We start from the raw sequence: 24,177 nt of genomic DNA, 5'->3' as shown, positions 1-24,177 counted from the left end.
CCATTTTAAATAAATGAATATGCACTGCCCGCCAACAATGGGGGCAGTGCATATTTGATTGTAGTAAGAATTACATACGATGTTCTACGCCGACATAGAAGCTTCGTCCTGGCATAGGATAAGAACCTGCATCATACCAGACATGTGCTAGTTCGTAAGCTTCATTAGTCAAGTTGTAACCCTTCGCATATATGCGAGTACTGGAATTGAGCTGGTAGTTTACTACCATGTCTAGTGTTAGATAAGATTTTGATGTGTATCCTTCTAAGCTACGACCAGTTGCGGATCGCATTGTAAGGTCTGCATTCCATTTATCCTGGTTATACTGCACCCCTAAATGGTATCCGTTTGGTTGACTATTATTAATATCATTAGTATAACTTGAAGCACCATCAGTTTTTCTTTTAATTTTTGTGTAAGCATAGCCAGCAGATAAATCCCACTGAGGTGATAATTTATGAGTAAAATTTAAGTCTAATCCTTGTCTTTTTTCACGATCCACGTTGAAGTATTGAGTAATGCCGTCCCATCTCCAGTCAAGAGCATTTTTAAGTTGACTACTGTAAAGGCTGGCTTGAAGTTTTGTCCCACCTTTAAATTTGGTATTCATGCCTACAGTAATGGTACTTCCTGTTTCTGGCTTAAGGTTGGGATTTCCTATCCAATAAGATGTATTACTAAAAAGCTGAGCAATAGTAGGGTTTCTTACAGATTGTCCCCAAGATGCATAGATATTGGTATTTTCGTTGATTTCGCGATTGATAGCTAAGCGAGAAGTAGTGTTGTCACCAACGATACTTTGATCGTCGTAGCGTGTACCTACAGATAAAGTCCATTTGCTAGGAAGTTTCCATCTGTTTTCTAGGAAAACAGATTTTGTAGAAACGCTGCGATTTAGAGAGTCCTCATCATCTAAATGCTCTTCACGCCAATTGGCGCCACCCAGCAGGGTCTGATTTTCGTTCAATTTCCAACTCTGCTGCCACTCAGCACCTTTGGCATTAAGGTCATAAGAATAGGGGGTAATCCCATCTGATTTTAATAAAGAATTATAAGTGGTTCCTTCGGAGGCGTTACGATATACACGAAAAAAGTTTTCTGCCTCTGTGTTTTGCTTCCAACTATAAGTCAATGCGATATTGTTAGATGATAAATCCTCGTATCCCCCAGGATAAGAAATAGCGCCATTATTAAGAGCAGCACCGAAACCTTGTTGATCTTCTGTATGGTCTACTTGTAAGGAGAGTGCACGACCTTCTCCCAATTCTTTATCTAATCGAAGAGTGATCAATTTCTGATCTATTTGACTATCTGCAAAGGTTTTTGTTGCACCTGTTGTTGCATCTTTATATTTAAAACTGTCTCTTTTTTTCTGCTCAGCCGTGACAAAATAACCTATGCCATTTGTCTTTCCCTCAGTTGTAAGAGAATATCTGCGAAGTCCCCAGTTGCCAAATTCAGAAGCAATGGATGTACTAGTTGTTTCTGCTTTCCGAGTGATAATATTAATAACGCCGCCTACGGCATCACTGCCATATAAGGAGGAGCCTGGTCCACGCACAATTTCAATACGCTCGATGTTCTTCGTAGACAGACTATCAATATTTATAGCATGATCATTGCCGCTTACCGTGAGATGAGACCAATTCATTTTGCGTCCATCAATTAAGACGAGTACTCGATCGTCTCCATTAAGGATTGGATACGTAGCAAAGCTACTTTCTCCCATTTCTACATTATTTTTACGTAAAACATCAGATAGGCGGGTGAATCCCCCTTTTTCAATTTCATCCTGTGTAATTACCGTTACATTTGCTGCAACCTCTGATTTTCTTACAGGAATACGGTTGGCAGTTACCACATATTCATCGAAATTATAGGTTTCTTCTGTAGAAGCTTCTTCAGCGGCTACGATTCCGGAAGTACTTAATACTATCGCACTGCTTAGTAGTGAGCATAATAATTTTTTTTGCTGCTTGTTAATGGTGATCTCTCCTTATTTTCCGTTATTGTAATTATAAAATAGATAATGACCTTATGTAATAAATTATGAGGAAATAACAACTGTGCTGACTAATTGACTGACGACAGTCAGTATATTGTAAAAAATATATGTTTTATTTCTTCATAGCACACACCTTTCTTTTCCCGTATCACAGTGAAAAATAGTTAGAGAATATAAATAGCAGGAGATACGTGAATTATTTATTTGACGGTTAGCAAAAAAAAGAAATATAATATACGGGTCATCAATCAGATTGATGGATCAATATCCCATTGATTTGACTGACGACAGTCAAAGTGATAAGATGTTAACCTGTTGAAGATGATAATCATGATCAATTAAGATTATAGTCGTTTCAAAAATGTTAGTCAATACTAAATTATATTTTATTTTTAGGTTATGTATATATCACAGAGGCATGGGATTGATTCACTCGCTATAAAAGACAATGAGCAAGGAAATTTTAAATACTTTATGAAAGTAGGATTTTTGCAAATGAGTAAGTTGAAATATTCTAAAATGCCACTTAAGATCTTAATTGTGAATATGTTTATTGCTCAAGTGGGGGTGGGGCTGATCATCCCCATTTTACCTAAATTTGTGCAGGATTTTGGGGTAAATAACGCCACTCTTGGTTATTTGGTGTCGGCAATGGGATTCACCCAATTTTTATTTTCACCTCTTGCAGGTAAGTGGGCGGATCAGTATGGGCGCAAAATTATCATTGTTTCTGGAATCGGTTTATTTAGTGTATCACAGTATCTTTTCGGTGTGGCTAACGAGTTGTGGATGCTGTATGTATCCAGATTGATTGGTGGAATCGGTATTGCCTTTACAACTCCGGCAATTACGGCCTATGTGGCAGATATCACCACAGAGGAAAATCGCGGCAAAAGCCTCGGCTGGATAGGAGCAGCTATGTCTTTTGGTGTTGTAATTGGGCCTGGCATTGGAGGTTTTTTGGCTGAATATGGCTTACGCCTTCCCTTTTATGTGGCTTCGGCTGCTTCCGCCTTCTCCATGGCCGCAGCTTTTTTGCTGTTACCTGAGACTTTATCCCAAGAGAAACAATTACTTGCTAGAAATTCACTGCGAAAAAGTGAAAATATCTTCTCGCAGGTTGCGTTGTCTTTTAAGGCTCCCTACTTATTTTTACTGGTATTGATTTTTATTTTGACATTTGGGTTAGTGAGTGTGGAAGTGGTTTTTGGGCTGTATGTGGATGTAAAATATGGATACACACCTAAGGATATAGCGATTCTACTTACGGTAGGTGTGTTAATGGGTGTTCTTGTCCAGGCACTATTGATTGATTGGCTGCTCCGCCGCTTTGGCGAAAAACGGGTTATCAATATGAGTTTGGTTTTATCAGCAGCATCTTTAGCACTAATGCTGCTTCCAGGGAGCTTTTGGTACATACTTCTTGTAACAACACTTCATATTGCCTTCACTTCCATTTTACGCCCCGCAATTAATACGTTATTATCCAAGATGGCAGGTGAAGAACAAGGTTTTGTGGCTGGAATAAGTAATACTTACACTAGTTTGGGAATTATCATTGGCCCATCCATTGCAGGTATCTTATTTGATATTCACATTAATTTACCCTATCTATTTGGTGTAACTCTTATATTAGTTAGTTTGGCGATACCTGCTTTGACCTTGAAAAAAGAACGGGCAGCAGCCTGTTTGCTGTCCAAAGAATAACTGGTACTAATATTGCTGATCGCGGCTATAGGAAAAAGCTCCTGCAAAGTCCATGGATAACTTTACAGGAGCTTTAAAAATATAAATAGAACCCTTTGTGTCCTTTGCGCCTTTGTGGTTCCTTTTCTTTATCCGTTCTCTTTGCAGTCTTCGTAACTTCGCGGTTCAATCGTTTTATTTTTTAAGACTGTACAATGTTTTCTTAAAAGATTTCCAATCCAATTGGGCAATGGTCACTGCCCATGACATCAGGATAAATGGTAGCCTCTTTAATAGCCTCTCTTAATGTGTTAGACACTAGAAAGTAGTCAATACGCCAACCGATATTGCGGGCTCTGGCATTCATCATATAGGACCACCAGGTATAGGCATCGATTTTATCAGGATATATATGGCGAAAGGTGTCGGTAAAGCCAGCTTCTAATAAAGCTGTCATTTTATCTCTTTCCTCATCCGTGAACCCGGCATTGCGTCGATTGGTTTTTGGGTTCTTAATGTCGATTTCCTGATGAGCAACATTGATATCGCCGCAAATAATGACAGGTTTACTCTGATTCAGAGTGATAAGATAGGTTCTAAATTCATCCTCCCATCTCATACGGTAGTCCAAGCGGAGGAGTTCTCGCTTAGAGTTGGGAGTATAGACATTTACAAGAAAAAAATTTTCAAACTCCAAGGTGATGAGGCGGCCTTCTTGGTCATGCTCTTCTATATTCAAACCATAGATAACAGATAATGGTGTTATGCGTGTAAAAACGGCAGTACCGGAGTATCCCTTTTTTACAGCGCTATTCCAATATTTTTCGTATCCGATAAGTCCAATTTCGGCTTGGTCAGGATGCATTTTTGTTTCTTGTATGCAAAAGATATCAGCATCTGCAGTGTTGAAGAAATCTTCAAAGCCTTTTGAAAGGCATGCTCTTAAACCATTTACATTCCATGATATTAATTTCATATATGAACCTCACTCTTAAATATATTGCTTTAAGTTTATGTGAATGACATAAAAAATGCAAGGATAAGATGTAGGTCTTGACAGGTATTAAACTGTTTCATGTAGAATCATGTACCCATTGAAGAAGAACTTATAGTTGGTAAAGAATAAAATGAGGTGATTTTGCATGGGAAAGAGCATAGAGAAGAGTACGAAGGGCAACATGGAGAATCGGATGTACTTTATGGATAATTTGCGAGCCTTTATTATTTTATTGGTAATCGTTTTCCACGTAGCTATCGGTTATATGGCACCTGCACCTGAATGGTGGTATGTGGTTGATATAAAGAGCCATCCGGTATTTAATCTTTTTGTGATGACTACCGATGTTTTTATTATGCCGATTCTATTTTTACTTGCCGGATATTTTACAATGCCTGTCTTAGAGAAACAGGGGATGAGTACATTCTTACGAGAAAAGTTCTTTCGAATTGTGCTTCCTTGGATTGCTGGTGTACTATTTCTAGCACCGGCAATTACTTATATGATTTGGTATAGCCGTACAAGTACACCGCCAGCCTATTTTACCTATTTGATTACTAATTTCTTTAGTGCTGCTACCTTTAATCATGCTCATTATTGGTTTTTAGGGGACTTAGCCTGGTTCTTTGTATTCTTTGCTGCTATCTATAAAGCCTTCCCTTCCTTATTTCAACGTAAGGCAGAAGCTTCGTCCCCATCTTTTGTATTTTTAGTGCTGTTTGGTCTAGTTACGGCAGCAACTTTTTTTATCGCAAATTTTTATTTTTATGCAGATGAATGGTTTAGCAGGTTGTACATTATTTCTTTTCAGCCTACTCGATTTTTTTTATGTGCTTGCTATTTTGCCTTAGGTATACATGCTTGGCGAAATCGATGGTTTACGGAAGAGGGATATATGCCACATTTTAGTTATTGGATGAGGCATCTGTTATTACAATGCTAGTGTTTACTTATTATCGTATTACCTTTACCAATACTACACCCATCGCATTAAAGGCAGGCCATGCCATTCTACATTCCTTTTTCTGTCTTACTACAGTGTTTGGTTTTATCAGTTTCTTTCATAAAGATTTTAATAGCAAAGGATATTTGTGGCGCAGGTTATCAGCCAATTCCTACAGAATTTACTATATTCATCAATTTGTCGTTTTACCAATAGCATATATGGTACAAAAAATTGACGTCTCTGTGTGGGTCAAATATTTTTCGGTGTCTGCGATTTGTCTAGTATCTTGCTTCATGCTATCCGAATATGTTATAGGTAAGGTAATATTTCAAAAATATGAGAAAATCGTTGTAAAATAAAAGAAATGGCAGTATAATGTATATCATAAGAGAACGAATGTTCTCTCTGCGCGGTAATTTTGAAAGTGAAACGCTTGAGTCAAAGGGGACTCTTCTACATGATTGTAGAAGAGTCCCCTTTTTACGGTGTTAAAACTATGGATTTCTAGATGATAAATGAAGAAACCTTAACTATTGTCCTGTAATTTTAGAATGTAAAGTGGTAAATGCGTTATCAGTGAGTGAGCATCTAAATAGAAGGATTTTAAAATAAGATAGGGTGAAGAATATGGCGAGGGGCATAGGGGAAAATAGCTTAACGAAAATTTTCTTGACACGAAGTTTCTTAGGGCCAATATTTCGACCACTTCTGTATTCGAGGGAAGAATATATACACTATACCTTTTTAGAAGAAATCACAATGTTAACACAGGATATAATGGCAATGCCAGACTTGGAGCAAAGAGGTCTTACTTATTATTGGTTAATTGAGGTTCCTAAATCACTATTTGAGGGGTTATTTATCATTGCGGACCATCATCAGAAAAAGTGTAATCTCTCAAATTATACAACTGGTAAGGATGGAACTGGATTAGGCTATCTCACTCAAGGGTATATCTTGGCAATTTTGCCTTATCTAGTGGAGAAAGATCAATTATTGGATCAGTTGATACATCCTACAAAGAATGATCTAGAAAAAATTATTTTTACGATGTTTGGTCCCGAAAATCTAATTTTCCAATATCAAAACCATTTTGGACAGTTAATCAATGATATGCTTAAAGAGCCAATCAATGATGTGATTTCGGTATCCTATATACAGCAGGTTATTGATCATATAGAGAAAAACTCAATGGTTTCCAGGGATGAGAACCAGTTGATTCAGATCCGGCAGGAAACAGTAGAGTATTTCTTATGGAAGTTACAAAATGTAAAATTTTCTGCTGCTGCCATGGTTCGCTATTTCAAAGAAGCAGGAATTGATAAGGCGGTCCAATTACCTAGTAAAGAAAGGAATAATTGAGAAAAATGCAAACTACCTATCCATAGAAAAACCCAAACCGCAAGAAAACGGTTTGGGTTTTTCATAGCCTCATACTATACGCGAACATGGTTAGCTTATTGTTATCAGATTAAATAAGATGGGAGAGGTGTGCCACTTCTAGCACTGTTAACATTACTGCAATGGCAGTGAAAGCGAAAGCGCCTAATTGAAGAACCATGAGATCAACCCTTTCTGTATTTTTTTCCCAAATGTAAAAAAGTTCTAAATAATGTGTACATATAGATTAAACTGACAATTTAAAAAATAGGATATAGATTGCGTCTATAAGGCAATTCTTAGTTTAATAGATTAGCGAAGTATTATCAAATCCTTTAAGGGGTGGTCTGACCAGCATATGGCTCATTAGACAAAATTAGATAGAATTTACTTCTATTTTCTTAAAAATTCAAACATAGCCAAACATTTGAACAAAGAAAACATTCAGAAATAAACAAATATTCTAAAAATAAGCGCAATTAATATGAATAAGTAATATAAATTGATTTCAAAGTAGTTGATTTGGGGTGAAAGTTACAAAATGCAATTAATATTGAGAGAAAAAGGAGTTTTAATGGAATCAAAGGCTTCTTTATGATATAGTTTAAAAAATAAGCGAGTATGACACATCAAATGTAGTTAGGAACTTTTTAGGAGGCTAGAGTGGACCTATTTCTTATTATTTTTAGGTAGTTTAGGGGGCTTTAAACATTGGGTTGGCGTAGAAATCTTTGGGTGTTATCTATTGCAGTGATGTTATCAGGTTCAAGTTATACAATGGTCATTCCGTTTTTACCATTATATCTTTTGGATATAGGTGTAAGTCAGAGTGATGTAAATGTGTGGTCAGGTATTATCTTCTCCATCTCTTTTTTTGTTTCGGCCATAATGGCACCTTATTGGGGACGACACGCGGATAAAAGCGGTAAACGACGTATGATTATGCGAGCTGGATTTAGCCTGGCAGTCGTATATTTTTTGGGCGCATTTGTTAGAAATCCTGTGGATTTATTGTTAGTCAGAATTCTGCAGGGCTTTGCCAATGGGTTTGTACCAGCATCTATGGCGATTATAGCTTCATCTGTACCAAAAGAAAAAATGGGCTTTAGTTTAGGCGTTATGCAGACAACACTTTTAATGGGCGGAATTTTAGGTCCGTTAATGGGCGGAAGCTTATCACATTTTTTCGGTATGCGTTTATCTTTTGTGATTGCTGCAGGTATTATATTTCTAGGAACCGTTGGCGTAGGCATATTGGTAAAAGAGCCAGTCAATAATGAACCGCCTAGTGAAGGCAGTATGTTGGATGATTTGAAGATTGCATTTCATAACCGAAAGCTAGTAGAAATGCTACTGCTGCTTTTCGGTGCACAAATGATTAGTATGACACTGCAGCCTCTGATTACGTTGTATGTTGCCGAGCTCCAGGGAAATATGGAGGGGGTTGCGTTAACGGCAGGGATTATATATAGTATGGCAGGTATTGCTGGTGCGATATCGGCACCGATGTGGGGCAAGCTGGGGCAGAAAAAGGGGTTTATTCAAATTTTAGTGATTGCCTTTATCGGTGCAGGGATCTTTAATATGGGACAATTTTTTATAGTCAATATTTATCAGTTTAGTGTACTCCAATTCTTTTTTGGTCTATTTATCGTTGGCGTATATCCTGCTATCAATACAATTGCTGTAAATTCGACAGATAAAGCGTTTCAGGGGCGGATATTTGGTCTTACAACTACAGCAAATCATCTAGGTTCGATGGTAGGTCCCCTTGTTGGCGGTATGATCAGTTCTTGGCTGGGAATTGGACCTGTATTTCTTTTTACTGGAAGCGTATTGATCATGATTGGATTGCTTGTCTTCTTTAAAATTCCAAAGACCACTGGGGTGATTAGTAAGGAACTGAAATAGAAAATAATATTTGGTTATGAGAAAATCTGCAACGTTTAGGCTTACAAAACGTTGCAGATTTTCGTATCAATATATGCAGATAGGGGTTAAAAAAATTGAACCACAAAGGCACAATGCCGCTGATGCGGCACACAAAGGAGTACACAAAAAAATATAAATAAAGCCCTTTGTGTCCTTTGCGTCTTTGTGGTTCGATTATGTTTATATGTTTTAAAGGACGCGTCAGGAACTAAGCCAAATCTTTATTATAGAGGCCGCCGCGTAATTTGTAGACAATGGGTTCAAAGGCAACGCCGCGATCGAAGGCATCTTCAATATCATTGCTGACGATCATCGCATCGCGTACAAAGTGAGCTGCACTTTCTACACTTTCTTTTAAGGTGTAGCCATTTACAACGCCTGCTGTAAGTACACTGGTGAAAAGGTCGCCTGTACCATGCATATGGTACGGAAGCAGATCAACGGCTACTTCAAAGTAGGATTGATCTTCACTCATTGCGCAGTTATATAAGGAATTTCCTCTGACCACACCAGTTAATACGATGTTTTTAGCACCCATTTCAATGATTTGTGCACAGAGCTTGCGAGAGGTGTCGCTATCTACTTCTCCATCGATATAATCTCTGCCTGTAAGAATATAAGCTTCTGTAAGGTTTGGTGTAACGATATCAGCAATACTGGCAAGCTCTCGCATGGTACTGCACATTTGGGGTGTATAGGTTTTAATGATTATGCCATTATCGCCCATTACAGGATCAACTATTTTTAATGAGCATTTAAAATCCAGCATGAAATTTTTGACGATTTGGATTTGCTCTGCTGAGCCTAAGAATCCGCTATAAGCGCAATCGGTCTTAAAACCAATTTCTTTCCAATGATTAATAAACTCATTCATTTGCGGAGTAAAGTCAAAGAATTTAAATCCTAGGAAAAGAGTATTTGTAGATAACAGGGCAGTAGGTAGAGGGCAAACCTCGATGCCTGCTGCTGAAATAACTGGGATTGCTACAGTAAGTGAACACTTACCATAGCCGGACATATCGTGAATTGCCACGACTCTTGCAAGTTTTTGTTTCATATTCATATCCTCCAGTATTTGTTTTATTGTGTTAAAATAGCAGAACATAATTATCCTATAGGTTAGGGGTTCCAAAAAGCATAATTGTATTATAAAATGAATTTGAACCTTTTGAAATATACAGAAATCATATTTTAATTAGGTACAGTTTGGAGGAATTATGGATTTAATCATATTTGACAGCCAGAGCAAAGAGCCATTGTATATACAACTTTATCTGTACTATAAGGCTGCCATTGAGCAAAATAGGCTGAGGGAAAGTGAAAAGCTGCCATCCATTCGAGGTCTTTCCAGAAGTCTTTCTGTTAGCAAAATTACGGTTGAAAAGGCATATCAACAGTTGATGAGTGAAGGGTATATCAAAAATTATAACCGTTCCCGATATACGGTAAATAAACTGGAGGAAATCGTTTTTAATACCCCTGCTGTTAGTATGGCAAATCAACGCCATCATAACCAAGAGATAAAAGAAGAAAAAATTCTCTATGATTTTTCAAGTGGCGAAATGGATAGGGAGGGTTTTGATTTTTCCTTATGGAAGCGATACATTAGTAGAGCTTTTTTTCAGAAAGAGCGTCTTGTTGGATATGGAAATATTAAAGGGGAAGAAGAGCTGCGTAAAGAGATTGCAAAGTATATTGAAAAATCAAGAGGCGTTTATGTTCATACGGACCAAATCATAATCGGTGCTGGTGTGCAAAGTCTTTTAAGCATGCTTTGCAGTATGCTTAAGCTGGAATATAACAGCATTGCCTTTGAAGAACCCGGCTTTAAAAATGGAAGACGTATTTTTGCAGATCATGCCTTTACGATTGTACCAGTAAAAATGAAGACAGATGGTATTGATACGGCAGAGCTTGAAAACAGTGGTGAAAGGCTTGTTTATGTAAGCCCATCTCATCAATTCCCCACTGGATATATTATGCCCATCGGTAAGAGATATCAGCTGCTCAATTGGGCAGAACAAAAAAATGGTATTATCATCGAGGATGATTATGACAGTGAATTTCGTTATTTTGGTCGTCCGATACCAGCGCTTAAGGGGCTTGATAATAGAGAACGAGTAGTATATCTGGGATCTTTTTCAAAGGTAATTCCACCCTCCATCCGTGTTAGTTATATGGTGTTACCAGAAAAATTTTTAGAGATATATCAAAAGAAGTCTTCCTTATATAATCAGACAGCATCTACCATTGAACAACTTGCCCTTGCCCAGTTTATGACGGATGGTCATTTGGAAAGACAGATACGCCGTTTGCGTAAGCTATATTATGAAAAAAGAAAATTGTTTTTAGAAGAAATCCAAAAAATTCTTGGTGACAATGCCAAGATAAATGGAACTGAATCTGGTCTTCATGTGATTCTTAGTTTGAAATCCGAATTATCAGCCCAGGAATTAGCCGCAAGGGCTCTTGCAAATGGCTGTCGCGTAGCTTCAATTCAGGATTATTATTGGCAGCTATCACCAGAGAAGATGCCTCAAGTACTGCTATATTTTTCTAAAATACCTGCAAATGAGATGAAAGAGGGGATTATAAGATTAAAAAAAGCATGGTTTAGTCATCTAAAGACTTAATAAGTTGACAGTTAGTGGAAGCGTAAATATACTTATAGTTAGAGTATTTTTACATTAGGGGGTAACCATGAAGAACACAGTAATTCTCAATGCGGCGAAATTAGATTTTGATAACAAGCTGGACTTTTCTTCATTGTCCAATCTCACCACTGTGACTAAGTATGATGCAAGCAGCAATGACGAAATCCTGGAACGGGTTCAGGGGCAGCATATTGTTATCACGAAAGAGCTGCCTGTAGGAAGAGATTTGATTTCTCAATTCCCCTCTTCAGTAGAGCTAATTTGTGAGGCTGGTACAGGTTTCAACAATATTGATATTGCGGCAGCCAAAGAGAAAAATATTGCAGTCTGCAACGTCCCGAGCTACAGTACAGAGGCTGTAGCCCAGTTGGTGATTACCTTTATCTTAAATCAAAGTTCCTCATTAATTCGTCAGCAAACGATGCTTCAAGAAAAGAATTTTGATAATTTTACAAAGCATTTACAAGTTCCGCATTTTGAATTGCAAGGTAAAACCCTTGGTGTAATTGGTGCAGGGACCATAGGAAAAGAAGTAATCAAGATTGCTCTAACCTTAGGCATGAACATTTTGGTATACAGCCGTACTCCTAAACCTTGGGGTGAGGCAAAGGTACAATTTGTTTCTCTTGCAGAACTTCTTACCCAAAGTGATTTTGTAAGTATTCATTGTCCCCTTACTCCAGAAACGAAGCATCTTATCAATAAAGATAAGCTAAAGCAAATGAAGCCAACGGCTTTTATTATAAATTCTTCGAGAGGACCGATTATACACGAGGTCGATTTAATTGAAGCTTTGCAGCAAGGGATCATTGCTGGTGCGGCACTTGATGTGCAGGATCCAGAACCTCCGGAACTAAACAATCCTTTATTTTTTATGGACAATGTAATCTTAACGCCCCACATTGGCTGGAGACGCTTGGAATCAAGACAAAGGTTGATTGGCCTTATGGCTGAGAATATTGAATCTTTTATTCAAGGCAAACCATTGAATGTTGTAAACGGTTCGCTATAATTTCTTAAACCTTAATTCTATCCTGTATATCGTATTGTAAATGAACATAATAGTCCTTTAGGAAGTAGATCTCCTAAAGGACTATTTTTATTTCTATAAATAGAGTAAAGAATATTTTTTTTAGTAGAAAGACTTTGCATTGAGGGATATACTAGTGATAATGCAAAGGTCGCTGTTTAGATCAATTTAGTAATCAGGAGTGTTATGATGAAACTAATCGTCGCCGTAGATGAGCAGTGGGGTATTGGATGTAATGGGCAATTGCTGGTGACAATTCCCGCAGATATGCAGCATTTCAAAGAGAAAACCAAAGGAAAAGTGGTAGTAATGGGTAGGGAGACATTTGAATCACTGCCTGGCCAACAACCCCTTCAGGGACGAATTAATGTTGTGCTGACTAAAAATATAAAGATACATTGGGAAGGCGTTACTCTATGCCATTCTTTGTTGCAGTTATTCTCAAGCTTATCTTTATATCATAGTGAGGATATTTTTATCATTGGAGGCGAATCCGTATATCGACAATGTCTGCCCTATTGTTCAGAGGCATATATTACTAAAATCAGTAAGGTGCATCATGCTGATACCTGCTTTCCTAATTTAGATAAGCAATTAGGGTGGCAGTGCATAGAAGAAAGCTCCGTGCAAAGTTATAAAGATATTACCTATCGATTTACAACTTATAAAAATCTGGAGCAGAAGGATTGGAAGACCAAGGATCGCTAACAAGGATAAGATGACAATTTACGATGCATGAAAAACTTGTATATCGAGTAGCATGTATCAATCTATAGTATAGGAAGGAGTTTAGGTGGCTATGGCAGTGATTCATTTATCCAAAGAATTAAAAAAACAAGCTGTTGATGATCTAAAGAAATATTTTATGGAAAAGAGAGAGGAGGAAATCGGACAATTAGGAGCAGAATTACTATTAGACTTTATGTTAGAAAAAGTGGGTACAGTGATTTATAATCAGGCAATAAAAGACGCACATGCCTTTATGTTTGAAAAAGTTGAAGATCTATATGCACTTGAAAAGAACCATCGTTTGTAGAAGGATGACAGAAAGAGGAATAGCATTGCGTATATAAAGAGATTGTGGTAGAATTTAGGGAAAAACGTAAATGCTCACTGTCTTATAAGAAATCACCTAATGCATGAATTCAAGAAGGCAAATGATTCATGAATGTAGGGAAGCAATGATGAGGAGTTTAGAATATGATTATTAAACCAAAGTTTCGCGGCTTTATTTGTACTACTTCACATCCTGTAGGATGTGCTCATTCTGTACAAGAGCAGATAAATTATGTTAAACAACAAAAGCCCATTCAAGGACCGAAGAAGGTTCTTGTAATTGGCGCATCAACGGGATATGGTCTAGCATCAAGAATTGTTGCTACTTTTGGATCAGGAGCAAGTACTCTTGGCGTTTTTCTGGAAAAGCCAGCTTCCAATGGAAATACAGCTACTGCCGGGTGGTATAATACTGCAGCATTTGAAACAGCAGCAACAGAGGCAGGGTATTATGCGAAAAGCATTAACGGTGATGCTTTCTCTGATCAGGTGAAAGAGAAGACTATTGCACTAATTAAAGAAGAATTAGGGCAAGTCGATCTGGTCGTTTACAGTATTGCTGCACCAAGAAGGACTCATCCTGTTAGCGGCGAGATGTTTACGTCTGTCATTAAACCCATTGGAGATTCTTTTACAAGCAAAACGGTAGATATGAATTCCAATGAAATCGTTGATGTGACCTTAGAGCCAGCCAGCGAGCAAGAAATCCGCAGTACCGTAGCAGTCATGGGCGGTGAGGATTGGGAGCGATGGATGCACCTTTTAAAAGAGGCTGGCGTTCTTGCTCCTGGAGCCACTACCATAAGCTATTCCTACATTGGTCCTAAGATCACCTATCCAATTTATAAAGAAGGTACTATCGGAAGAGCAAAAGATCATTTGTATGCTACCAGCAAAGAAATAAACAAGCAAATTCAAGATATAAACGGTAAAGCTTTTGTTGCCGTGAATAAGGCATTGGTTACCCAGGCAAGTGCAGCGATTCCTGTTGTCCCTTTATATTTAATGTTATTAGCAAGGGTCATGGGTAAAAAGGGGCTGGATGAAAACTGCATTGAGCAGATGTATCGCCTTTTAGCAAGTCGATTGTATGATACGGAAAAGTTGCCTAATGGGGAGCATTTGATTCGTATTGATGATTATGAAATGCAAGACGATGTGCAAGCTGAGGTTTCTGCCTTATGGGAAAAGGTTTGTATCGGTGAGATTGATATTATTCCTGACCTTGAGAAATACCGTGAAGAGTTCTTTAAATTATTTGGTTTTGGTTTTGATGATGTAGATTATGAAGAAGATGTGAGGGAAGACGTCCCTATTGTAAGCATTAAATCCTAGGTATTAGCTTCCCTGTATATAAAACGTATTATAATTAAGAAGGTCCTGCACGTCTTATGCAGGACCTTCTGACTATATGTATAGATTATAGTTTGAAAGCAAAAAGGCAGGAGATGCCTTTCATTGTATAGTTCTCTTTGCCAGTAATATGAGCACCAGGTACTTTTAAATCCACGTCTTTTACTTTACGTTCAGCGTAAGAAACATTAAAAGTAGTAGACTTTGACATTTTGTAGCTAACACCAATTTCCTTTAAGGACACATCTTTACCTCCCAGTAAAGTGGCAAATAAAGTGTAGTTGTCATTAAGTTTATGAGTACCAGTAAAACCAAAGTGCAAAGCTGACTTAGAAGCACTCGACACAAAGTCGCCATAAGAAATTTTAGTATACTCATAGCCAGTAATAAAAGTTAGATTAGGATTTACTTTATAGAGAAAATTGAAATCACTAGGCTCTGCTTTGGCATAAGATGTCATAGAGATAGGACCCACCGGGATAGTGGTTCTTTCAGATTTGAACATCCCATGTTTCAACTGTACTGCAAAACGATCATTTACACCTGCAGTCGCTGTGGCTTTAAATCCAAAATCACCAACGACGTCAGCTGAAACTTTCCCTCTGCCACTAACTTTAGAATCAAGTGTACTGCCGATTTCCACGCTAATGGCACCTTTTTCAAATTCAGTTACGGGAGAGGCATAAACGATACTGGTTGTCATGAAAAGCCCTGTTATAAGCGTGAATAGAGCGATTAACTTGCGCATATTTCCTCCTTGAAATGGGATTGGATTTTTTCATTTATCAGGTATAGTATTTTTATCGGGAAAAAATGAGTAATTTCGACACAATGCTTATTTTACCATAAAAAAATGCAGTTAGAAACGGAAGACTATTTAGTCGCCAAAAGATTATAACAAAAAATCGCTACTCATCTTTTTAGGCAATAAGTAACGATCTTCTTATTTGGATTTTACGGTTGTAGGAGATTTTCAAAATTTCAAGGTTGCGCCAATCCCTACACCACTTTTGTTTTCACCTTCGTCAGGCATGTAAGTGTGATAGGTAAAGTTGATGTCTGCATTGTAAGTGATTTTGAAGTTGGCACCAACTTGCAGTTCTTTAAACTCCTTCCCAGCAATTAGAGAGGTGTATCCTTCCCATTCGGGTGCAATAGGACCGTTTATAGCCATTCCAACATATACTTTGGCATTGGAATCCACATCATTACTGCCGATAATTCCTCTGAAGTTGTTAGCAAGTTGCAACTGTCCATAGATATTATCCATGTTGTTACGTTGATCCCAATTTACATTCTGTAAGCCTAGTGTAAAATTGTCAGCCAGCTTGTGCTCAAGATAAAATGTGTTGTTACCTATGCCAGCAGCAGTTTGACCCTTATCCAGATCATTGACTGGGGCAGACAAGCCAGTACCGGTTACAGTAAGAAGTGCAGCTAAAATAATTACGATTTTTTTCAAAAATAAGACCTCCAAGAATGCTATGTATTCCATCTGAATTCGAGCTCCACTTATCTGGCGGACCTTTAATTGGATAAGGAATCAATGTGAATATAACAAACTAAAAATGTAAGGTCAATGAGTAAAATCTTCCAATTGCAGGCAATAAAAATATTTTAAGAAAGAAGGTAGAGTAGATGTTAATCGATAAGCATACAAATTTTTCTAAAGAGAAATTATCCTTTAATGAAATCGATGAAGGTTTTACTACAAAAGAGGCTATAGCGGAGGCAAAACGCTGCTTAAACTGTCCGAAACCCTTATGTCGTGGTGGTTGCCCTATTGAAAATGAAATTCCTAACTTTATTCAAGCTTTGGCAAAAGGGAATGTTGGAGAAGCGAGTGCTATTATCGCTCAGCGCAGTAATCTTCCTGCGGTTTGTGGGCGGGTTTGTCCACATGAAAAACAATGTGAGGGTGCCTGTATTCTTAATAAAAAAAATCGCGGTATTCAGATTGGCAAACTGGAACGCTTTATTGCTGACTTTGATGCAGAAATGGGGATTGCAAGACCGAAGCCTGTCCCTGGTGTACAGGGGAAAGTTGCAGTGATTGGCTCGGGACCGGCAGGCTTGACAGTAGCCGGTGATTTGGCAAAATTGGGGTTTCAAGTCGTTATCTTTGAATCCCAAGCCGAGGCGGGCGGTGTCTTACTGTATGGTATTCCAGAATTTCGCTTAAGCAAGGAAGTGGTTCGTCGAGAAATTAAAAGAATTGAAGATTTGGGCGTGGAAGTTAAAACCGGCGTTGTAGTAGGCCAGGATATGACAGTGGATCATTTGTTTGCAGATGGTTTTGACGCCATTTTTATTGGTACAGGCACTGCTCTGCCGAGGATTCTTGATATTCCCGGCAAGGACCTGATTGGGGTGATACAGGCAACCTACCTTCTTAGAATGGTTACCTTAATTCGTACGGAAAAAATTGATCGCAAAGAAACCCCGATTAATACGCGGGATAAAGTGATAGTAGTTGGTGCCGGCAATGTTGCCATGGATGCTGCTCGTACAGCCATTCGTTTAGGCGCTTCCAAGGTTACTGTCATCTATCGCCGTACAGAGGAAGAGGTGACTGCACTGCCATCTGAAATGGAAGCAGCAAAAGCGGAAGGAGTAGAGTTTCAGTGGCTGTCCAATCCGACTGCCATCCTAGGAACAGAACAGGTTACGGGCTTAGAGTATGAATTGCAGGAAATCGATGAAAATGGCAAGTTACACGGTACAGGAGTAAAAGAAATGATAGAAGCCGATAAGATCATTCCAGCCATTGGTCAGCGTCCGGCAGCTAGGATCGTATCTACTACGGAAGGTATTGAAGTAAGTGACAATGGATATGTGATCACACGGGAACGTCCTTACGGCATGACTACACGCAAAGGCGTTTTTGCAGGCGGAGATGTAGTACATCAACCAGCAACCGTTGTTCTAGCCATGAAAGAAGCAAAGAAATTGGCGGCAGGAATTGCTCAATATGTGGAAGCAAAGAAACTATTGGAGAATTGCTAAGAGATCAGGTTGCAGCAAATAATGCAAAATCTACATAAGTAAAAATAAATTAAGCACCGATCCTTGGAGCGGTGCTTTTAGACTAAATATCTATCATATCCTTCGACTTCTCCTTTTTCTTCTCATTACGACAAGCTGAGTCTTGATATGTAGGAACTACTCCTATTAAGTGGTAGTTAATTTATTATTTGTTAGTAATTGCATGGGCGAAGGGAATGAGTATTAGAATATGCTTAATAAGGAAGTTAAAAAAAGGTTTTTATATTTTACAATAACGGTCATGTTTAGTTCGGTTGCTTATTACTTTTCAACAGGAATTTATAATTGCTGGTTTTTAACTTGGCTAGCCCCAATTCCACTTTTTATATATGCGCTAGAAGCAACGACAGCATCTGTAGTTTTTGCTAGTATGACTACTTATCTTATCGGATTTTCGAGTGGTATATTTGCATATTCAAATACGATAATTCCTATTTCGATACTTGTCTATGGGAATATCATAAATGCAATCTTATTTACGATTTTATTAGTATTATTCCGTTATATGGTTTTACAAAAAGAACATTGGGCGTGGAGTTTCATTTTTGCAAGTGGTTGGACTGCTTTGGAATTTATTACCTCACAACATTCCCCTGCAGGGACTATTGATAGTATCGCCTACACGCAAGTATTTAATTTGCCTATGATACAAATTGCCTCCATTACAGGAATTTGGGGAATCACCTTTTTATTGCTGCTTGTTCCTGCTGGTATGGTGTTATCTTTGTATTACCGTAAAAACTCAAAATTATGTTTAAAGACAATTGTTCTTCCTATAAGTATATTGATACTAACGCTGATATTTGGCTTATATCGTTTAAACGTGCCAGCCCAAGGACCTAGTGTGAAAATTGGCATGGCATCTATCAGCATGAGCATGGAAGAGCTGCGGTCCCGTGGGCAACAACAAGAGGCAGAGAAAATTATTAGTAGATATATTCATTGTATAAACTTACTTTCACGCTCAGGAGCTGAAGTTATATTGCTGCCAGAAAAGATTATCAATTTAAACCTGAATGAACAGCCAAAACTTCTGCAACTTCTAGCTGACGCCGCACACAACAATCAGATTACGTTAATTACAGGGTTAAGTATTCAAGATGATTCAAAACTGTATAATTCTGCTTATTTATTCTCACCAAAGGGAGAATATGTATTAAAATATGATAAGCAACATCTATTACCATTCTCTGAGGGCAGTTATACTCCTGGTCAAGAATTGAATATTAGAGACTTGGAAGGCATGGGTATGTGGGGTATTGCTATTTGTAAGGATATGGATTTTGAAGAGCCTAGTCGAGGATACAGTCAGCGGGGTATTAACCTTTTGTTTGTGCCTGCTCTCGATTTTAAAGCAGATGCTTTGTTACATGCTCGAATCGCTATAATGCGTGGTGTTGAAGGAAATTATGCAGTGGCACGGGCGGCTCAATGGGGCTTGTTAAGTTTAAGCAGCAATAAGGGAAATATTATAGAAATGGCATCAAACGACACAGAAAAGGGTGATGTCTTATTAATAGGAGAAATAAAACTTGACCAGGGAAAATCAATATACGGTAGATTTGGTGACTGGTTTGGTTACTTTTCTGAAGGATTATTCATTTTTCTATTACTTCTTTTTTCATTAAGCAAGCGTAAATCCAATGATGATTCAACTTGATAGTTACTTGTTGAAAAACAGGTTGCCCGTCCCTGTAAGAAATTATAAACCACAAAGGCACAATGCCGCTGCTGCGGCACACAAAGGAAAACACAAAAAATAGAAATAGAACCCTTTGTGTCCTTTGCGTCTTTGTGGTTCGATTATTTCATATATTTTTAAAGACGTGTAGTGTTTTTTATTTGTGGTTAGTTTTACTTTAATAAGAAGTATGAGAACTGACACCTTTTTTATAAGGTTGCCAGTTTTTTTATAATAATTAAAAGGAATTTCGATAATTTTCGAGAAAACGAGAAAGATTAAAGAAAAGCAGTACTAGCATGGAAAGAAAGGGCAGAATGATGATAAACGTATATAATCGCAATTTTATGCAGGGAATGTGGCAAATTACCAAGGCGTATTGGTTTTCAGAAGAAAAATGGAAGGCTAGAGCACTGTTAGCAGTCATTGTTGCTCTTAACTTAGGACATGTTTATATATTCGTGCTGATTAATGAATGGAATAATACCTTTTATAATACATTGCAGAATCATGATAAAGATGGTTTTGTGAGTGCGATCGGCACCTTTTGTATTTTAGCTGCTTGTCATATCATTGTGTCTGTTTATGAGCTTTATTTGCAGCAATTCCTAGAACTTAAATGGCGCCGCTGGCTTACACAAGAATATTTGCAAACATGGCTGCATAAACAGGCTTATTATCAGATGCAGCTTTTGGATAATAATACAGATAATCCTGACCAGCGAATTAGTGAGGATTTGAAGCTGTTTGTTAATTTGACACTAGGCCTTTCCATTGGGCTTTTAAAAGCTGCCGTGACCTTATTTTCATTTATGTTTATTTTATGGAATCTTTCTGGTTCTCTATCGATCCCTATAGGGCAGACGGAAATTGCTATCCCAGGCTATATGTTTTGGGTTGCTATTATTTATGCTATAGCTGGTAACTGGTTAACCGTTAAAATTGGTAAGCCACTGGTGGATCTTAATTTTAGTCAGCAGCGTTATGAAGCTGATTTTCGTTTTAGTTTAATTCGTTTGCGGGAAAACAGCGAGAGTATTGCTCTGTATGGCGGTGAAATACAAGAACAAGCGAAACTGACAGAGCGCTTTCAGATGGTATTTGAGAATTTTAAGGCAGTAATGCTGCGGCAGAAAAAACTGACTTGGTTTACGTCAGGCTATGGTCAGATTGCTATTATTTTCCCCTTGGTTGTTGCAGCCCCACGATATTTTAGCAATCAAATCCAGTTAGGAGGATTACTTCAAATATCAGGGGCTTTTGCTAAAGTACAAGACTCGTTATCCTTTTTGATTGAGAGTTACTCTAGTTTGGCTCAGTGGCAGTCAGTCGTTAAACGTTTACTAGGCTTTAACCATGCCATGAATCGTGTAGAACATATCGCAGACCAGAAAGTGATTGGTGTAACCTATGGTGCTGACTCATCCTTACATGTGCACCAGCTGCAAATTGATTTACCCAATGGGGAAGAACTGCTTAAGGACTTACAATTAACAATTCATAAGGGGGATTCTTTATAATTATGGGTCCTTCTGGCTGCGGGAAAAGCACTCTCATGCGTACTCTAGCCGGTATTTGGCCATTTGGACAAGGCAGTGTTAGTATTCCAGCAGAACAGAAACTTTTATTTTTGCCCCAGAGATCCTATTTACCTCTTGGAACCTTACGAGATTCTGTATTGTATCCTTACAAAGAGGATTTTGCAACGGATGAAAAAATTCGCAGCGTTATGGAGCTTTGCAAATTAGAGGATCTTGTTGATAAACTTGACCAAGTTGAGGATTGGTCTCATGTTCTGTCTTTCGGTGAACAGCAAAGAATAGCCTTTGTACGGGCTATACTGCAGCAGCCAGACTGGTTATTTCTTGATGAAGCAACTTCAGCAATTGATGAAATAACAGAGGCTCATTTATATCAATTGCTGCATTCCCAGCTTAACAATACAACGATTATTAGTGTTGGGCACCGCAATACCTTAGTGAATTACCACAAACGTAAACTGATAATCAACGACACGGGTAGCTGTCGCCTTGAATAAAGGGGCATAGTTGGAGTAATACGAAGCTGCAGTTTGGAGGAAAACATGGAAATTCGAAAATTAACCTTTACAGCCTTATTTATAGCGATTGGCGTTTTTTCCGCGCATTTGGTATATATTCCGATTGGTATTGCAAAGTGCTTTCCGGTACAGCATGCGATTAATGTTTTATTAGCAGTGCTTTTGGGAACACGTTATTCTGTCAGTGCTGCCTTTAGTATATCTTTATTGCGCAATATTCTTGGTACCGGATCGTTGCTCGCCTTTCCAGGAAGTATCTTGGGAGCCGCATTGGCAGGTATTTTGTATAAGAAGACCAATCACATTGCGGGTGCTATTGTGGGTGAGATTGTTGGTACCGGAATAGTAGGAAGTCTTGTGGCCTTTCCCGTAGCAAAATATATCATTGGTTCTGAGGTCGGTGCTTTTTTCTTTGTGCTTCCGTTTCTGATTAGTACAACTGGGGGTAGTTTGATTGCCTATGCACTGTACCATACCCCCATTAAAACATTCTTTCATGGAAGAGTAGGATAAAACATAAAATTATAAAAATAGACAATAAACGACAAAAACTCCTGCAAAGCTGCTTATACTTTGCAGGAGTTTTACTGTAAAAAAAGAAAGGGGAATATAGAGCAACAGACATGATCGAAGTGCTTAGGAATGTGAGGCGAAAGGGAATGAATCACGCTGCTCAGCAAAAAACAGATGGAAAAGGTAGTAAAAAGATGACTGTCAGGTATTGGTTTCAACGTATAGCTGGACGATTTTCTCTAAGGCTTGTATTCTCTCTGCCTTTTATGTTACAGTTTCTTACAGTGACTTGTTTAATAGGCTTTCTCTTATTTCAAGGCGGACAAGAAGCGGTAGGAGCTGTAATCGGGGAGATGAGGGAGCAAATACTAGGACATGTTCATGAGCAATTAAAGCGGCGTATAGAGGAGCCTTTGCGTCTAAATGAGCTGAATGTGAATGCTTGGCATTCAGGGCTCCTTACCCTTTCGGACCCGGTTGGACGAGAACGGCAATTTGTGAATCATCTTAAGGTTTTTTTTCCCGATGCGGCTATGACATATGTCGGCTTATCTAACGGGGAGTTTTATGGAGCACGCCGCAAAGCGACAGGTGGATTTCAAGTAGTAAGAAATAACCTGGAGACAGGTGGTACATCTTGGTATTATAGTGTTTCTGAGCAAGGTGATGGAGTACAGCTTCAAGATGTTTTTCCTGCTTTTGATCCGCGTACACGCCCTTGGTATCAAGCTGCCCGAGAAGCGCGAAAACCAGTTTTCAGCGGGGTTTACCGTCATTTTGTATTCCATGAACCGACAATTACGGCTACATATCCTGTATTTAATGAAGATGGTCAGTTAGTAGGTGTCTTTGGTGTTGATTATCTTTTAGCTTGGTTGGGGAACATGCTGCGGGACTTATCCTTAGGGGCATCGGGACAAGTATTTGTTGTGGACACGGATGGCATGATCGTTGCTGCCTCAGTACTTACGGAACCATTTGAAATAGTAGACGGGAAAAGTGAGAGAATTAAGGCCGATGATTGTAAAGATCCGGTGTTAAAGGCAGCTGTAAAATCATTTTTGGATGATAGAGGTTCCTCATTTCGTATCAACTTGGATAACCACTTCTATTCTGTAAGTGTAGATTCTTACAAAAAAAATGGAATTTCATGGAACATCTATGTGGTTTTAGCGGATGAAGATTTCATGGGAAACATTTGGATTATTTCTTCAAGCAGCGGCGCTGAGTCTTATGCTGCAGGAAATTATGCATCTGCCCCTTTCCCTTTCCGCGCGGATGTTAGAACTGAATCGGCGGGTGAATAATTATTTTGGTAATGATGTGATGGTGGCAGCATTTTTCTTTGAATTGGATTTTAAAAAGCATGAGCTTCGTTATGTTGCGGCAGGTGTTACCGAATTTTTTGCTGACTCTGCTGGGGCACGGGGACGAATTAAAACACCTGGTCTATTTTTAGGTGTGAGCGCGTCACCTGAGTATGAGGTTGGTTATCTGCCCATAGAAAAGGGAGATCTCTTTTGTTTTTATAGTGATGGTATTGCTGATCGTCTGATGGCAGGAACTGCTATTTCACTGGATACTGATTATGAGCAGGTAGTTGCAGCGATAAAGCAGATAGGCCAAGAGGGGGTTCGTTGGGATGATGTGACGGTTCTATGCATTCAAATCGGTGATGTGACCTAGTACTCCACCAACCTTGAAAATAGAAATTGCTGACGGTCAAAATTTCGCCAGCCTTCGTTGTCGTCAGTCAGCATACAGGCGGTATGCCTCCTTCCTCCGCCTTGACTGACACAATTTTGCCTCGTCATCATCTTCCCATTTCAAAGTTGGCGGA

General features: G+C 38.5%; 19 protein-coding genes and 1 pseudogene. 15 read left to right on the top strand and 5 right to left on the bottom strand.

The features are described 5' to 3' along the window. Positions 1-70: 70 nt before the first annotated feature. Positions 71-1,861, bottom strand: coding sequence for a TonB-dependent receptor plug domain-containing protein (locus LMF89_RS00830; protein WP_229533441.1), 1,791 nt, complete (start codon positions 1,859-1,861; stop codon positions 71-73). Between the two features lie 639 nt (positions 1,862-2,500). Here LMF89_RS00830 and LMF89_RS00825 point away from each other — a divergent pair. After that, on the top strand, positions 2,501-3,712 hold the full coding sequence (locus LMF89_RS00825; protein ID WP_229533440.1) for an MFS transporter: 1,212 nt from the start codon (positions 2,501-2,503) through the stop codon (positions 3,710-3,712). Positions 3,713-3,914: 202 nt separating this feature from the next. Here LMF89_RS00825 and LMF89_RS00820 read toward each other — a convergent pair whose 3' ends face one another. After that, positions 3,915-4,667 (bottom strand): exodeoxyribonuclease III, encoded by a 753-nt coding sequence (locus LMF89_RS00820; RefSeq protein ID WP_229533439.1) that lies wholly within the window; start codon positions 4,665-4,667, stop codon positions 3,915-3,917. Between the two features lie 166 nt (positions 4,668-4,833). Between LMF89_RS00820 and LMF89_RS00815 the strand changes: the two genes are divergently transcribed. From LMF89_RS00815 to LMF89_RS00805, 3 genes are all read left to right on the top strand, one after another. After that, positions 4,834-5,631, top strand: coding sequence for an acyltransferase family protein (locus LMF89_RS00815; RefSeq protein WP_229533438.1), 798 nt, complete (start codon positions 4,834-4,836; stop codon positions 5,629-5,631). A gap of 762 nt (positions 5,632-6,393) precedes the next feature. After that, positions 6,394-6,996 carry a hypothetical protein gene (locus tag LMF89_RS00810; protein WP_229533437.1) on the top strand — a complete coding sequence of 201 codons (603 nt, stop codon included), beginning with the start codon at positions 6,394-6,396 and terminating at the stop codon, positions 6,994-6,996. 729 nt (positions 6,997-7,725) lie between these two features. Then, entirely contained in the window at positions 7,726-8,925 is a 1,200-nt protein-coding gene (locus LMF89_RS00805; RefSeq protein ID WP_229533436.1) for an MFS transporter, read from the top strand. Between the two features lie 229 nt (positions 8,926-9,154). Here the strand turns inward: LMF89_RS00805 and LMF89_RS00800 are convergent, their stop codons facing one another. Next, the gene (locus tag LMF89_RS00800; RefSeq protein ID WP_229533435.1) at positions 9,155-10,003 is read right to left on the bottom strand and encodes a pyridoxamine kinase; all 849 of its coding nucleotides are present in this window, start codon (positions 10,001-10,003) and stop codon (positions 9,155-9,157) included. A gap of 160 nt (positions 10,004-10,163) precedes the next feature. On the opposite strand from LMF89_RS00800, the gene pdxR reads away from it, so the two are divergent. The 5 genes from pdxR to fabV all read left to right on the top strand — a co-directional run bounded on the left by pdxR (position 10,164) and on the right by fabV (position 15,021). Further along, complete coding sequence (gene pdxR, locus LMF89_RS00795) at positions 10,164-11,579, top strand: MocR-like pyridoxine biosynthesis transcription factor PdxR (RefSeq protein WP_229533434.1); 1,416 nt, start codon at positions 10,164-10,166, stop codon at positions 11,577-11,579. A gap of 67 nt (positions 11,580-11,646) precedes the next feature. Next, positions 11,647-12,612: a 2-hydroxyacid dehydrogenase gene (locus tag LMF89_RS00790; protein ID WP_229533433.1), complete on the top strand. Its 966-nt coding sequence runs from the start codon at positions 11,647-11,649 to the stop codon at positions 12,610-12,612. 204 nt (positions 12,613-12,816) lie between these two features. Further along, a complete protein-coding gene (locus LMF89_RS00785) occupies positions 12,817-13,338 on the top strand; it encodes a dihydrofolate reductase (RefSeq protein ID WP_229533432.1) in 522 nt (173 codons plus the stop codon). A gap of 91 nt (positions 13,339-13,429) precedes the next feature. After that, entirely contained in the window at positions 13,430-13,666 is a 237-nt protein-coding gene (locus LMF89_RS00780; RefSeq protein WP_229533431.1) for a DUF2164 domain-containing protein, read from the top strand. A gap of 164 nt (positions 13,667-13,830) precedes the next feature. Further along, on the top strand, positions 13,831-15,021 hold the full coding sequence (gene fabV / locus LMF89_RS00775) for an enoyl-ACP reductase FabV (RefSeq protein ID WP_229533430.1): 1,191 nt from the start codon (positions 13,831-13,833) through the stop codon (positions 15,019-15,021). A gap of 85 nt (positions 15,022-15,106) precedes the next feature. Here the strand turns inward: fabV and LMF89_RS00770 are convergent, their stop codons facing one another. Both LMF89_RS00770 and LMF89_RS00765 read right to left on the bottom strand, forming a co-directional pair. Then, entirely contained in the window at positions 15,107-15,787 is a 681-nt protein-coding gene (locus LMF89_RS00770; protein ID WP_229533429.1) for a hypothetical protein, read from the bottom strand. 225 nt (positions 15,788-16,012) lie between these two features. Beyond that, the gene (locus tag LMF89_RS00765) at positions 16,013-16,501 is read right to left on the bottom strand and encodes a hypothetical protein (protein ID WP_007960213.1); all 489 of its coding nucleotides are present in this window, start codon (positions 16,499-16,501) and stop codon (positions 16,013-16,015) included. Between the two features lie 176 nt (positions 16,502-16,677). Here LMF89_RS00765 and LMF89_RS00760 point away from each other — a divergent pair, with 176 nt between their 5' ends. The 6 genes and pseudogenes from LMF89_RS00760 to LMF89_RS00735 all read left to right on the top strand — a co-directional run bounded on the left by LMF89_RS00760 (position 16,678) and on the right by LMF89_RS00735 (position 24,023). After that, on the top strand, positions 16,678-18,045 hold the full coding sequence (locus tag LMF89_RS00760) for an NAD(P)-dependent oxidoreductase (RefSeq protein WP_229533428.1): 1,368 nt from the start codon (positions 16,678-16,680) through the stop codon (positions 18,043-18,045). 229 nt (positions 18,046-18,274) lie between these two features. Further along, a complete protein-coding gene (locus LMF89_RS00755) occupies positions 18,275-19,744 on the top strand; it encodes an apolipoprotein N-acyltransferase (protein ID WP_229533427.1) in 1,470 nt (489 codons plus the stop codon). A gap of 341 nt (positions 19,745-20,085) precedes the next feature. Next, positions 20,086-21,803: pseudogene (locus LMF89_RS00750) on the top strand (ABC transporter ATP-binding protein/permease). A gap of 45 nt (positions 21,804-21,848) precedes the next feature. Next, positions 21,849-22,337 carry an energy coupling factor transporter S component ThiW gene (thiW, locus tag LMF89_RS00745; protein ID WP_229533426.1) on the top strand — a complete coding sequence of 163 codons (489 nt, stop codon included), beginning with the start codon at positions 21,849-21,851 and terminating at the stop codon, positions 22,335-22,337. Between the two features lie 146 nt (positions 22,338-22,483). After that, a complete protein-coding gene (locus LMF89_RS00740) occupies positions 22,484-23,644 on the top strand; it encodes a PDC sensor domain-containing protein (protein ID WP_229533425.1) in 1,161 nt (386 codons plus the stop codon). Next, on the top strand, positions 23,571-24,023 hold the full coding sequence (locus LMF89_RS00735) for a PP2C family protein-serine/threonine phosphatase (protein WP_369412549.1): 453 nt from the start codon (positions 23,571-23,573) through the stop codon (positions 24,021-24,023). Before LMF89_RS00740 ends, LMF89_RS00735 begins: the two co-directional genes overlap by 74 nt. Positions 24,024-24,177: the final 154 nt, after the last annotated feature.

Source organism: Pelosinus baikalensis (assembly GCF_020819555.1).
GTDB classification, from domain to species: domain Bacteria; phylum Bacillota; class Negativicutes; order DSM-13327; family DSM-13327; genus Pelosinus; species Pelosinus baikalensis.
Note: the sequence above shows the minus strand (reverse complement) of the source record. Positions and strands in the feature narration are given on the sequence as shown.